The organism is Bradyrhizobium sp. A5 (assembly GCF_042076515.1).
GTDB classification, from domain to species: domain Bacteria; phylum Pseudomonadota; class Alphaproteobacteria; order Rhizobiales; family Xanthobacteraceae; genus Bradyrhizobium; species Bradyrhizobium cosmicum.
Map to the genome: position 1 here is coordinate 1,971,094 of NZ_CP148990.1, position 12,680 is coordinate 1,983,773.

11 protein-coding genes are annotated in these 12,680 nt (G+C 64.4%); 9 read left to right on the forward strand and 2 right to left on the reverse strand.

Going from position 1 to position 12,680, the window contains the following annotated elements; genetic code table 11:
- Positions 1–54: 54 nt before the first annotated feature.
- The 5 genes from WHZ77_RS09290 (at position 55) to msrA (ending at position 3,931) form a co-directional block, all read left to right on the forward strand.
- Positions 55–1,368 carry an epoxide hydrolase family protein gene (locus WHZ77_RS09290; protein WP_375313401.1) on the forward strand — a complete coding sequence of 438 codons (1,314 nt, stop codon included), beginning with the start codon at positions 55–57 and terminating at the stop codon, positions 1,366–1,368.
- An 81-nt stretch (positions 1,369–1,449) separates the two neighbouring features.
- Entirely contained in the window at positions 1,450–2,298 is an 849-nt protein-coding gene (locus tag WHZ77_RS09295) for an enoyl-CoA hydratase/isomerase family protein (RefSeq protein ID WP_375313402.1), read from the forward strand.
- 155 nt (positions 2,299–2,453) lie between these two features.
- Entirely contained in the window at positions 2,454–2,876 is a 423-nt protein-coding gene (locus WHZ77_RS09300) for an OsmC family protein (protein ID WP_375313403.1), read from the forward strand.
- 111 nt (positions 2,877–2,987) lie between these two features.
- Positions 2,988–3,383 carry a cupin domain-containing protein gene (locus tag WHZ77_RS09305; protein WP_375313404.1) on the forward strand — a complete coding sequence of 132 codons (396 nt, stop codon included), beginning with the start codon at positions 2,988–2,990 and terminating at the stop codon, positions 3,381–3,383.
- Between the two features lie 29 nt (positions 3,384–3,412).
- A complete protein-coding gene (gene msrA, locus WHZ77_RS09310) occupies positions 3,413–3,931 on the forward strand; it encodes a peptide-methionine (S)-S-oxide reductase MsrA (RefSeq protein ID WP_375313405.1) in 519 nt (172 codons plus the stop codon).
- A gap of 259 nt (positions 3,932–4,190) precedes the next feature.
- Here msrA and WHZ77_RS09315 read toward each other — a convergent pair whose 3' ends face one another.
- Positions 4,191–4,814 (reverse strand): TetR/AcrR family transcriptional regulator, encoded by a 624-nt coding sequence (locus tag WHZ77_RS09315; RefSeq protein ID WP_375313406.1) that lies wholly within the window; start codon positions 4,812–4,814, stop codon positions 4,191–4,193.
- Between the two features lie 273 nt (positions 4,815–5,087).
- Here WHZ77_RS09315 and WHZ77_RS09320 point away from each other — a divergent pair, with 273 nt between their 5' ends.
- The 3 genes from WHZ77_RS09320 (at position 5,088) to WHZ77_RS09330 (ending at position 8,621) form a co-directional block, all read left to right on the forward strand.
- Entirely contained in the window at positions 5,088–6,098 is a 1,011-nt protein-coding gene (locus tag WHZ77_RS09320; RefSeq protein ID WP_375313407.1) for an HlyD family secretion protein, read from the forward strand.
- Positions 6,095–7,591 carry an MDR family MFS transporter gene (locus WHZ77_RS09325; protein WP_375313408.1) on the forward strand — a complete coding sequence of 499 codons (1,497 nt, stop codon included), beginning with the start codon at positions 6,095–6,097 and terminating at the stop codon, positions 7,589–7,591. Before WHZ77_RS09320 ends, WHZ77_RS09325 begins: the two co-directional genes overlap by 4 nt.
- Before the next feature lie 94 nt (positions 7,592–7,685).
- Positions 7,686–8,621 (forward strand): aldo/keto reductase, encoded by a 936-nt coding sequence (locus WHZ77_RS09330; RefSeq protein WP_375313409.1) that lies wholly within the window; start codon positions 7,686–7,688, stop codon positions 8,619–8,621.
- 19 nt (positions 8,622–8,640) lie between these two features.
- Here WHZ77_RS09330 and WHZ77_RS09335 read toward each other — a convergent pair whose 3' ends face one another.
- A complete protein-coding gene (locus WHZ77_RS09335; protein ID WP_375313410.1) occupies positions 8,641–11,478 on the reverse strand; it encodes a winged helix-turn-helix domain-containing protein in 2,838 nt (945 codons plus the stop codon).
- A 212-nt stretch (positions 11,479–11,690) separates the two neighbouring features.
- Here WHZ77_RS09335 and WHZ77_RS09340 point away from each other — a divergent pair, with 212 nt between their 5' ends.
- Positions 11,691–12,680: a Bug family tripartite tricarboxylate transporter substrate binding protein gene (locus WHZ77_RS09340; RefSeq protein WP_375314687.1), complete on the forward strand. Its 990-nt coding sequence runs from the start codon at positions 11,691–11,693 to the stop codon at positions 12,678–12,680.

The following is a 12,680-nucleotide window of genomic DNA, read 5'->3' on the forward strand; positions in this document are numbered from 1 at the left end:
CGACGCGTTGATTTGAAATCGGTCGGCGTCACGATCAAGCAAGGGAGATCCAACATGACCACGCAAGCACGTACCGACGTTCTGAACCCCGACCGCCGTCAACTGTTGAGCCAGGCCGCGATGACCGCGGTTGCCGCCAGCGTCGCGAGCCTGTTGCCGCTGCATCGGGCGAAGGCTGCTGCGAGCGGCGCCATTCGGCCCTTCCACGTCAGCGTGCCCGAGGAAGACCTGCTCGACCTCCGCCGCCGCCTTGCGGCAACGCGCTGGCCGGATCGCGAGATCGTCACCGACCAATCGCAAGGCGTGCAGTTGAAGACGGTGCAGCAGCTCGTGCGCTACTGGCAGAACGACTACGACTGGCGCAAGATGGAAGCGCGGCTGAACGCGCTGCCGCAATTCGTCACCGAGATCGACGGCGTCGACATCCACTTCATTCACGTCCGCTCCAGGCACGAGAACGCGCTGCCGATGATCGTCACGCATGGCTGGCCGGGGTCGATCATCGAGCAGATGAAGATCGTCGGGCCGCTCACCGATCCGACCGCGCATGGCGCGAAGGCCGCGGACGCCTTCGATCTCGTGATCCCCTCGCTGCCGGGCCACGGCTTCTCCGGCAAGCCGACGGCGCTCGGCTGGGATCCGCAGCGCATCGCGCGCGCCTGGATCGTGCTGATGAAGCGTCTCGGCTATAGCCGCTACGTCGCGCAGGGCGGCGATTGGGGCAATGCCGTCACCGAGCAGATGGCGGTGATCGCGCCGCCGGAATTGCTCGGCATTCACACCAACATGCCCGCCACCGTCCCCGATGATATCGCCAGGGCGCTCCAGCCCGGCGGATCGCGGCCGGCGAATCTGTCGGCCGACGAGCGCATTGCCTACGATCAGCTCGACGATTTCTACAAGCACGGCCTTGGCTATGCGATCGAGATGTCGAACCGGCCGCAGACGCTCTACGGCTTGGTCGACTCGCCCGCGGGCCTGGCGTCCTGGATGCTCGATCACGATGCGCGCAGCGCCGCCATGATTGCCCGAGTGTTCGACGGAAAGACCGAAGGCCTGTCGCGGGACGATGTGATCGACAATATCACGCTTTATTGGCTCACCAACACAGCGGTGTCGTCGGCGCGGCTCTACTGGGAGAACAAGCTGGTGTTCTTCGAACCCAAGCACATCCGGATTCCCGTCGCGGTCAGCGTGTTCCCGGACGAGATCTATGCGGCGCCGCGCAGCTGGGCCGAGAAGGCTTATCCGAAGCTGATGCACTTCAACCGCCTCGACAAGGGCGGCCACTTCGCGGCCTGGGAGCAGCCCGCGCTGTTCACCGCGGAGATGCGCACCGCATTCCGCCCGCTGCGGCAGTCGATCTGAGATCGCGGGGACGCGTCTTAGCGTTCCTCCCTCGCACACACACACACACACACACGCACACGCACATCAGGAGTTCAAATCATGAATTGTCCCGAGCGCAGCTTCACGACCGAAGAGATCCGCCTGGAGCGCCGTCTGCCGTCATACTGGCGTGTCACCTTTGACATGCCCCCGGTCAACATCTTTGGTCCGAGCCAGCTTCCCCTCCTCAATGACGTCATCACCGCGATCGAGACCGATCCGCAGGTGAAGGTCGTCGTGTTCGACAGCGCCGTCGAAGGCTTCTTCATCACCCATTACGACTTCATCGCACCGCTGGAGGACTCGCTGAGCATTCCGCCTGGGCCGACCGGCCTGCAGGCGCTGCCTGACATGCTGGTGCGCCTCAGCCGGGCGCCTGTCGTCTCCATCGCCTCGATCCGGGGCCGCGCAACCGGTGTCGGCAGCGAGCTCGCGCTTGCGAGCGACATGCGCTTTGCCAGCCGTGAGAAGGCGATCCTGTCGCAATGGGAGGTCGGTGCGGGCCTCGTTCCGGGTGGCGGCCCGATGGCGCGGCTGCCGCGTTTGATGGGCCGCGGTCGCGCGCTCGAAGTGCTGCTCGGCGCCGACGACATCCACGGCGATCTCGCCGAGCGCTACGGCTATGTGAACCGGTCGATGCCGGACGCCGAGCTCGACGGTTTCGTCGAGGCGCTTGCGATGCGCATCGCATCCTTCGACAAGGAGGCCATCGCCGAGACCAAGCGTCTCGTCGACGTCGCGAGCCTGCCGCCGGATGACGAGATCAAGCCGGAGTGGGACGCGTTCCTGGCCGCGCTCGGCCGCCCCGCAAGCCAGACCCGCCTCAAGGCGCTGATGGCGCGCGGCTTCCACCGCGCTGGTGACGTCGAGAACCGGCTGGGCTTCCATGTCGGACAGATTGGCAGTTGAAGCGTTTTCGGGCGAAGCGGATGCCGGTTCGCATGAAGAGACCTGGCGGAACCGCTGCGGCGTTCGGGCGGTTGGAACGGTGACAGGCGGTCGTGCCAATGTCGCTTTCCTCCGGTACGGAGCGCCGGTGCTAAAAATCAACAAGGAGAATTGAGATGATCCGCAAGGCAACAGCAGTCTGGAAGGGCATCGGTCGCGATGGCACCGGCCATTTGTCGAGTGAATCCGGTGTGCTCGCCGAGACGCCCTATTCGTTCAAGACCCGTTTCGAGAACGAGAAGGGCACCAATCCCGAGGAATTGATCGCGGCGGCCCACGCCGGTTGCTTTACGATGGCGCTCGCGTTTGGCCTTCAGATGGCCGGTTTCACGCCGGACGAACTCTCCACCGAGGCGGCTGTGACGCTCGAGCCGGAAGGCAAGGGCTTCAAGATCAGCAAATCCGCGCTGACCCTGCGTGCCAAGGTGCCGAATCTCGACGATGCAGGTTTCGCCAAGCTCGCCGGCGAGGCCGAGAAGAACTGTCCGGTGTCGAAGGTGCTCAACGCCGCGATCACGCTGGACGCCAAGCTGAGCTGACCGAACAAGGGGAATGCTGCCATGCCTCGTCAAGGTTTGCCTCGTCAAGGTTTGCCTCGCCAGGATCTGCCTCGCCAACATCAACCGGACGAAGACAGGTTCAGAGCGATATTGCCCGAGGAGATCGCATGGCAGCCGTTCCCGGCATTCCCGCCGGGGGCGCGGCTGGCCGTGATGGTCGGCCATCCCGCCGAGCCCGGACCCTACGTGGTCCGGGTGAAGGTGCCCGGCGGCACCAGGCTGATGCCGCACAAGCATCCGGAAGACCGCATCTACACGGTCATGTCAGGTGTGTTCTATATCGGGCTCGGTGAGAGTTTTGACGGCGACAAGGTCAAGGCCTATCCGCCGAGCAGCGTCATTGTCCTGCCCGGCGAGACCTGGCATTTTCACTGGGCGAAATCCGGCGAATACGTCACGCAGGTTTCGGCGATCGGTCCGCTCGGCCTCGACTATCATGATGAGCATGACGATCCACGCTTGCATGCAACCGCAGGGCGGCGCTGAATGTCTCGACCAAACGAATGGAGCATCAGATGACGACAGAGCGCGCAGTGTTGGCCGGAGGCTGTTTCTGGGGGATGCAGGATCTCGTCCGCAGGCAGCCCGGCGTGATCTCGACGCGGGTCGGTTACACCGGCGGGCACGTGAAGAACGCCACCTATCGCAATCACGAAGGCCACGCCGAAGCGATCGAGATCATCTTCGATCCTGCCAAGACCAGCTTCCGGACCATGCTGGAGTTCTTCTTCCAGATCCATGACCCGAGCACGCTCAACCGTCAGGGCAATGATCTCGGCACGAGCTATCGTTCGGCCATCTTCTATACGAGCGAGGAGCAGAAGCGGGTCGCCGAAGACACCATCGCCGACGTCGAGGCGTCCGGCCTGTGGCCCGGGAAGGTGGTGACCGAAGTCGCGCCCGCGGCCGAGTTCTGGGAGGCCGAGCCGGAGCATCAGGATTATCTCGAGCGTTATCCCGACGGCTACACCTGCCACTTCATCCGGCCCGACTGGAAGCTGCCGCGCCGCGCGGCGGCGGCTGCAGGGGGATAGACCACAGCGCGCGCCTGATTCAGGCAAAGGCATACTGCCGCCGGGCGCGGAGTTGCCATGAAAGCCTCCGAGATCGTCGATCAACCTACGATGCTGTCATCGTCGGGCCGACGGCGCTCGAAAGCGCCTGGGCTCGGTTCGGAGGCGTTCGTCAACTTTTCACCGGAGCGCGGGGAGCAGCATGTACGAAATGTCCTCTTCGCGTGCCGGCAAGAGTTTTCCAGTCTTGAGAACGCGTTGCCGCCCGGCGAATCTCTCGTCATCCGCAGATCACATTCACCGCCTTCCGGGCGACTTCCCTCAGCTCGGCGCGGCTAGCTCCGGCCCTGGCGCGGATCGCGATCGTATGCATCGTGGCCGACGCCAGGATGGCGAGCGTCGCGGGATCAGCATCGCGCTTCAACTCGCTCTTGTCCTGGGCCAGCCGAAACCGCGCCTCGAAATCGGCGTCGATCGCGCGAAGCCCCGTCGCAACGCTCTTCCGGATCGCTGCATCTTCCGCAGTCTCCGTGACTGCGGTCCCGACCACGAAGCAGCCGCGCGCGTGTCCCTTGCCCGAGAAATAGATCGACAGCGCCGCGTCGTAGGCGAGCATCAGCGCCTCGTCCAGGGGACGGTCTCCCGCCAGCGCCTCGCGCGTTGCGGTCAGGCTAATCTCCCAATAGCGTGCGAGCGCTTCGAGATAGAGCGCGTGCTTGTTGCCGAAGACCGCATAGAGGCTCGGGGGACTCATGCCGGTGGCTTCCGCCACCTTGTCGAGGGACGTTCCGGAATAGCCCGTCTTCCAGAAGGTCTCGGTTGCCCGCTTGAGGGCCGTCTCCGCGTCGTAGGCCGGCGGCCGTCCCCGGCGTGCGGGGCTCGTCTCGTTCTTTTTCCGTGCCATATCGTCAGAACCCTGGTTGCCACGTTCCGCACATATATTTGTATGGATCGTTATAAAAATCAATGGGCGCCATCTTGATCGCCGCATCGGAGTACAATATTTGTAACGAACGTTAGTAAATAAGATAGAGGCCTTTCGATGCGTTTCAATTTCGCGCCAATCGCCGGCTGGTGGGGCGATCGCAGAAGCTTCCGCAGGAGCGAAGCTGCCGGGTCGTTGCCCGGATCGAAACTCGGGAGGCGGTTGCGACGGCCCCTGATGCTCGCGGTCCCGATGATCGTAGCTGCGGTCGGAGCGTCCATTTATCTCGCCCAGGAACAGTACGTTTCGACCGACGACGCGTTCGTTCGCGCCGCCAAGGTGACCATCAACTCCCGGGTTTCCGGTCAGGCCGTCGAAATCGCCGTTCGGGACAATCAGCGTGTCCGACAGGGCGAGGTCCTGTTCCGGATCGATCCGGAGCCTTACCAGATTGCAGTCGATCAGGCGGAAGCGCGGCTCGGCAGCGCGCGCCTTCAGATCGACTCGCTCAAGGCGACCTTCCGTCAGCAGCAGGCCGAATTACAATCGGCCAGGGAATCGGCTGCCTTCGACGAGCGTGAGTTCGACCGCAAGAAGATGCTGGTCGCGTCCGACTTCACGCCGCGCGCGGTCTATGAGCGGGCCGAGACGAACATGAAGATTGCGCACCACCGCATAGGCTCGATCGAACAGCAGATCGCCAATACGATCGTCGCCCTCAATGGCGATGCCGATATTGATGTCGATCGCCATCCGACCGTTCGCGCGGCACGGGCCCAGCTCGACCGTGCGCGGCTCGATCTCTCCTATGCCACCGTGACGGCGCCCGAGGACGGTATCGTGACGAAGGTGGACGATCTGCAGATCGGTGGTTTCGTCAATGCCGGTACAGCGACGTTCTCACTGATGTCGAGCCGGCATATCTGGATTGAAGCTAACTTCCGCGAGACCGGTTTGACCCATATGCGCCCGGGTCAGGAAGCGATGATCGACGTCGATGCCTATCCGGATCGCAAGTTCAAGGCGCATATCGTCAGCATGAGTCCGGGCACCGGGTCGGACTTCTCGCTCTTGCCGCCCGAAAATGCGACCGGAAACTGGGTCAAGGTCGTCCAGCGCCTGCCGGTGCGCCTCGAACTGGACGATCTCGACCCAAGCCGGCCGCTGTTCTCTGGCATCAGCGTCACGGCGCGGGTCGATACCGGTTATCGCCGCACCTGGCCGCATCTGCTCCAGCCCGCGCTCGCGACGGAGGGCAAATGAGTACGCCGCTCCCATCTGTCGCCGCACCGCGTGGTCATCACGCGCTCGCGGTGGCCGCGCTCATGGCGACCTACATGCAGGCCGTCAACATTTCGATACCGAACGCAGCGCTGCCCCACATTCAGGCGACCCTCTCGATGGCCAATGACGAGGTCGGCTGGGTGTTTTCCTCGTATATCGCCGCGAGCGCCGTCACCATGTCGATCACGCAATGGCTGGCGGGACGCTATGGGCGGAAGGTGGTCTATCAATCCGCCGTGACGATCTTCATGCTGGGTCTTGCCCTCAATACGCTGGCGATGACGTCGATCCAGTTCGTGCTGGCGCGCATCCTCCAGGGATTGGCAAGCGGGCCGCTTGCGCCGCTTTCGCTCGCGATCCTGCTCGAGGCGACAACGCCGCCGCGACATGCGCGCGTCAGCCTGGCGTGGACCGTCTGCTCGCTGCTCGGCATCAGCAGCGGCCCCGCGATAGGTGGCTGGCTCAGCGAGTATTATGGTTGGCCATCGATCTTCTACTTCAGCCTGCCGATGGCAGGTTTCGTCTTCCTGACGATCGCCCGGCAACTGAGCGAGAAGCGGACGGAGCGGAGCCAGTCCTTCGACTTCTTCGGTCTGACGACGTTCTCCGTCGGAATGATCGGGCTGCAAATGCTGCTGGATCGCGGCGAACGCCTCGAATGGTTCGCCTCGACGGAGATCTGGGTCGAAGCAATCGCCTCGGTCGTGGGATTCTATCTCTTCATCGTCCACGTCATGACGAGAAGAGAGCATTTCCTCCGCACGGCGCTGTTCAGGGACCGCAATCTGGTCCTCTCGACGGTGATCTCATTCGCGCTCGGCTTCGTCCTGCTGCCGACTCTGGCGTTGACGTCCCCGATGCTCGAGGAATTGCTCAACTACCCGGTCGACACCACCGGCTACATGACCATTCCGCGCGGCATCGCGCTCGTCGGAGCGTTGGTGCTGACCAGCCTGGTTCCGGCGCAGGTCGATTACCGGCCGTTCCTCATTGGTGGAATGACGTTGGTCGTCTACGCCAACTGGCTGATGCTCGGTTATTCACCGGCGATGGATTGGCGGCCGGTGGTCGAGGCCGGCCTGCTTCAGGGGGCCGGTATCGGCATGTTGTTGCCGGCGCTCGCCCGGGCGGCTTTCGGCACGCTCGATCCGAAGCTTCGCCCGGAAGGCAGCGCGCTGATCAACCTGTCGCGGCTCTACGGCAGCACCATCGGCATCGCGGTGGTCCAGCTGTTCTTCTACGCCAACACGCAAGCGGTGCATATCGCACTCGCCAGGAACCTCACGCCGTACCGTGTCGCGGCTTACGTGGGAGGTTCGATCGGCAAGCCGGAGCTTGCCGCGCTCAACGGCATGGTCACGCGCCAGGCGGCCACGGTGGCGGTCATCGACCAGTTCGAGATCCTGATGTTCGCCATGCTCGTCGTGATCCCGCTCGTCTTCTTTGTCCGCAAGCCGCGTCCGGCTGGCTAACGCCGTGGAGCAGTGAAATGACATCGCATCATCAATTTCAATCACCTCGTCCTCCGCCTGTGGGGGAGCCGAGGTCAAACAAAGGAGCATCAGCATGACGACGGATTCGCTTCGCTACACCAGGATTCCCACACATGCGTCCGGGACAATCCCCGCTGTGGGATTTGGCACGCTCATTCCGGATCCGCACGTGACCGGGAAGGCGACCAAGGCTGCTTTGGAGGCAGGATTTCGTCATCTCGATTGTGCCGAGCGCTACCGCAATGAAGAGGCGGTCGGCGATGCGGTGCAGGAAGCGTTCAAGGCGGGAACACTTCAGCGCCGGGACCTGTTCGTGACGACGAAGCTATGGAACACCAATCACCGGCCGGAGCGGGTCAAGCCTGCCTTCGACGCGAGCCGCCGGCGGCTGCAAGTCGACGATATCGACTGCTACATCATCCACACCCCCTTTGCCTTTCAACCCGGAGACGAGCAGGACCCGAGAGATGAGCGCGGTGGAGTCGTTTATGATCGCGGCGTCACGCTGGCTGAGACCTGGGGCGCCATGGAGCGTCTCGTCGACGAGGGGCACTGCAAGTCGATCGGCCTGTCGGACATTGCTCTGGAGAAGCTGCGCGAGATCGTTGCGGTCGCGCGGATCAGGCCTGCCATGGTGCAGGTCGAATCGCATCCGTATCTTCCTGAATGGGAGTTGTTCGACTTCTGCCGGGAGCACGGAATTGTCCTGCAGGCGTTTGCCGCGCTGGGACACGCGATGAAGCCGAACCTCCTGGCCGATCCGGTGATCACGGCGATCGCGGAACGCCTGAACAAGACGCCGGCCCAGATTGCGCTGGCATGGGCTGTCCAGCGCGGCTCGGCCTTTCTGACGACTTCGACCAATCCTCGACGTATCCAGGAGAATTTCGATATTTCGACGCTGCCTGAAGACGCCATGCGGGAGATGCGGGACAGGATCACGACCAACATCCGGTTCAATTCGGTTGTGGAGACCGGCGTGCCCGGATTCATTCCGCGGGTTGGATGAAACGCCGCCGGCAGATCCGTCAGGTCCGGAGCTGCTCGATCAAGTCCCGCGCGCTGCGGATATCGGCGATGTCTGCGCCCTCGGTGAACGGCCCGCATGTGCGTTCCAGAATTGCCAGGGCCTCTGCATTCTGGCCAGCCGCGCTCATCAGACGCGCGAGGCTGGTGGCGCAGCGCAGCTGCCAGAAGGGTGCGCCCTGCTGGGCAGCAATGCCCATGGCTTCGCGAAAGCGCGCTTCGGCGTCCCCGGAATGCCGCGCGCTCTTGAGCATCAACTCGCCCTTGATGCGGATCAGCTCCGGCAAATACCAGAGCTCCTGCCGGTCGTTGCAGCGGGTCAGGATGTCCTCGATCACGTCGAGGCCGCGGTCGACCTGGTCGGCCTCTCCGGAGCATGCGGCAAGCTCGCCGAGCAGGGGGAGGAAGCGCGGCAGGAAGCGTGCATCGCCGGCGCGATTGAGCTCCTCGCGCAGCAGCGGCAGGCCGGTCGCGAGATCGCCGCGCCTTGCCATGACCGCGGCGTTGAAGGCCCGCGCCCACAGACCCCACAGCCGGATGGCGTGGCGCTCGGTGTGTTCGAGCAACTCGGCGCCGTGGCGCTCCGCGGCCTCAAAATCGCCGGCCCAGAACGCGATCGGGCAGGCGGCCTGTCCGAGCACGCTGCTGAACGTCAGCGCGTGGCCGTTCGCGCGGCCTTCCTCGATGTTTCTGGCGGCGAGCGCCTGGGCCTGGTCGGCCTGGCCCTGGAGCCACAGGATGCGGGCGCGGAAGTATTGCGTCGATATCCTGAGATCGAGCGGGAAGATCTTCGGCTTCTCCGCCAGCAAGTGCAGCGAGGCATTCACCCTGTCGATGCGCAGCCGGGCTTCGGTCTGGTCTCCGAGGAAGTGAAGGGCCACGGCCATCAGCCGGTCGCTCAGCATGATGTCGGTGCGGTCCGGCGAGTTCGCGGCGACGCTGGCAAAACGATCAGCCAGCGCTCGTGCCTTGCCGAACTGTCCGTTGTTGAACTGGTCGATGGACAGGCCCCAGAGTGCGCGCAGGCGAAAGTCCTTGTCGTCGAGCTTTTCCGCCAGTTCAAATGTCGTCTCGAGGATCGGGCGCGCCTCACGGGCACGGCCCTCGCCATACATCAGCGACCAGCCGAGTGCGGACAGCAGTTGCATGCGGGACCGGTCGTCGCCGTTGTCGCCGAGCGCGGCGAGCGCCGTCCGGGTGCGCTCGCGGCATTCGGCGAACAAGGAGAGGCGGACCCACAACGTGACCGCGGCAACCGTCAGCCTGATTCCAAGCGCCGTGTCGCCGTCGGGGGCGAAGGCCCAGTCCAGCGCCGCGCGCACATTGTCCAGCTCCGCGCCATAGATGCCGAGCCATTCGGGCAGCGGCGTCGACGTGTCGGCGTCGGCGCGCTCGAAGAACTCCCGAAAATGCTCCGCATGGCGCTGCGCGACCTGCCTGGTTTCGCCGAGTTCGTTGAGCTTTGCGTGCGCGTAGGTGCGGGTGGTGTCGAGCAAGCGATAGCGCAGCGTCCGCGAGCCTGACGGCGCGATCAGCGATTTGGCGACCAGGCTGTCGATCCCCTCGAGCGTTTCCGCTGTGCTGAGTCCGTCGCCGGCCGCGATCGTGGCAGCCGCTTCCGGTGCGAAGGGTCCGGCGAACACCGAAAGGCGCCGCAGGGTGGCACTCTCGGCCGGAGACAGCAGATCATAGCTCCAGTCGAGCGCTGCGGCGAGCGTCTGGTGACGCGGCACGGCGGTGCGTCGCCCTCGCCATTGCAGCGAGAAACGGCTGTCGAGCAGCGAGGCCGTGCCGGCGATGCCGTAGGCGTTGACGCGGCCTGCCGCAAGCTCGATCGCCAGCGCAATGCCGTCGAGGCGCCGGCAGATGCTGGCGACGAGCGGCGCTTCCTCCGCGCTGAGCTGGAACGGACCCGAGCTCTGTGCGATGCGCTCGACGAAGAGCTGAGCCGCGGGATAGGCGAGCACCTCGGCGACATCCAGGCCCTCGCGCTCGGGCGGACAGTCCAGCGGGAACAGCCGGAAGATGCGCTCGCCCTCGCTTCGGAACGACTCGCGGCTGGTCGCGAGCACGCGAAGCTGCGGCGCTTCGCGGACGATGCGCTCGACCAGCGGCGTCAGCGCGTCCAGCACGTGCTCGCAACCGTCGAAGATCACCAGGGTCGGGCCGCTCTTCAGAAATGTCAGCAGGGCCGGTGTCGGATCCTCCGCGCTGATGGTCAGTCCGAGCGCGGAGGCGATGGTGGTGGCGATATGGCTGGCATCCCTGAGCGGACCGAAGTCGACGAAGAAGACGCGCCCGCCGAAATCCTGGGAACGACGATGCCCGACGGTGACGGCGACGGCGGTCTTGCCGATGCCGCCCGGGCCGACCACGGTCATGAAGCGATGCAGCGACAGCCCGTTCGAGATCTTTTCGACGATCTCCTCCCGCCCGACCATCTTCGAGAGCTGTGCGGGAAGGGAGCGAGGCGGCAGGATGTCGATGGTCGGCTGCGCGGCGGCCGCGGCCGGCTGAGCCAACGAGGCGACAAAGCAATAGCCGCGTCCGGGCACGTTGACGACATAGCGGGCCGATTTGCCGGTATCGCCCAGCACCTTGCGCAAAGCTGCGACATGGAAGCGCAGGCTGCCCTCGTCGACATTGACGTCGGCCCAGATGCGCTTGACCAGCTCGCGCTTGTCGACGACTTCGCCGGGACGCTCGGCGAGGAAGATGAGAATGTCGAGCGCGCGGCCGCCGACATGGAGCGGCGAGCCCTCCTTCTCCAAGAGCCGGGACTTCGGAAACAGTCGAAATGGCCCAAAGGAAATGGCCGGGTCTTCGTGATGGTCTGGCACGCGCCATTGCCCCCGCAACGGGAGTCCAAAGGTATTACTTTCTGGTCTATCAGAACGAGGCGTACAGTAAACCGGCGGAAAGCGTTGGGGGCGGCCGGCAGCCCTGCGTGTACGGCTTGGGTCGACCGGGTCGCTGAAATAATACTTGAAACGGAATGGGTTAGGCTCGCGTGACCGCCTCGACAGTGACCACCGACTTCCGGAATTCGATGATGCCTTCCGTCTCGCGCCGACAGTTCGTCCATGCCTTATCGGGCGCAGCAGCGCTGGCAGCACTGTCGCGTGGCGCACATAGTGCTGATTATCCGTCCCGCCCCATTCGCCTTGTGCATCCGTACGGGGCCGGCGGGGCAGGGGACCAGATCGGGCGGCCCTGGGTGGACAAGATGTCATCGCTGCTCGGGCCGACTTTCGTCGACTATATCGGCGGTGCCGGCGGCGCGATCGGGACGGCTGCGGTCGCGCGCGAGGCGCCCGACGGCTACTCGCTGCTGCTCGGCAACGGCTCCACGCAGGTCATCATTCCCCTGACCTCGGCCAATCCCGGCTATTCCGTCGACGATTTCCGCGCGATCTACCGCTTGATCAGCACTGCGCTGGTTTTCGCCGTGCATCCGTCGCTGCCGGTCACAGACCTGCGCGAGTTGATCGCCTACGCCAAGGCCAATCCGGGAAAGCTCTCCTATGGGACGCCCGGCATCGCCACCGGAAACCATCTGGTCGGCGAATCCTTCAAGCAGCAGGCCGGCGCGCTGGATATCGTCCACGTGCCTTATCGGGGGATGTCGCAGGCGGCCAACGACCTCGTCAGCGGCCAGATCTCGCTCATCATTGGCGTGATGTCCGTTCAATTGAAGGAGCTCGGCGAGGCCGGGAAGGTCAGGCTGCTCGCGGTCACCACCGAGAAGCGGCTCAGCGGTGCGCCGGAAATTCCGACCGCCGTCGAATCCGGGATGCCGGACCTTCGCTATGAGGGATGGTTCGGCATCTTCGCACCCAGGCGCACCGATGATGCGATCATCGACCGGATTGCACAGGCGACACGGCTGGCCATGTCCGATCCGGCGCTTCTGGCGAGCTACCGCGCCCAGGGCCTGGAGCCCGATAGCGATTCAAGCCCGGAGAAATTCCAGCGCATCGTCGAGGCGACGACGGCGAGCCTGGCGCCCGTGATCAGGTCGATCGGGCTGAGCAAATTGTGA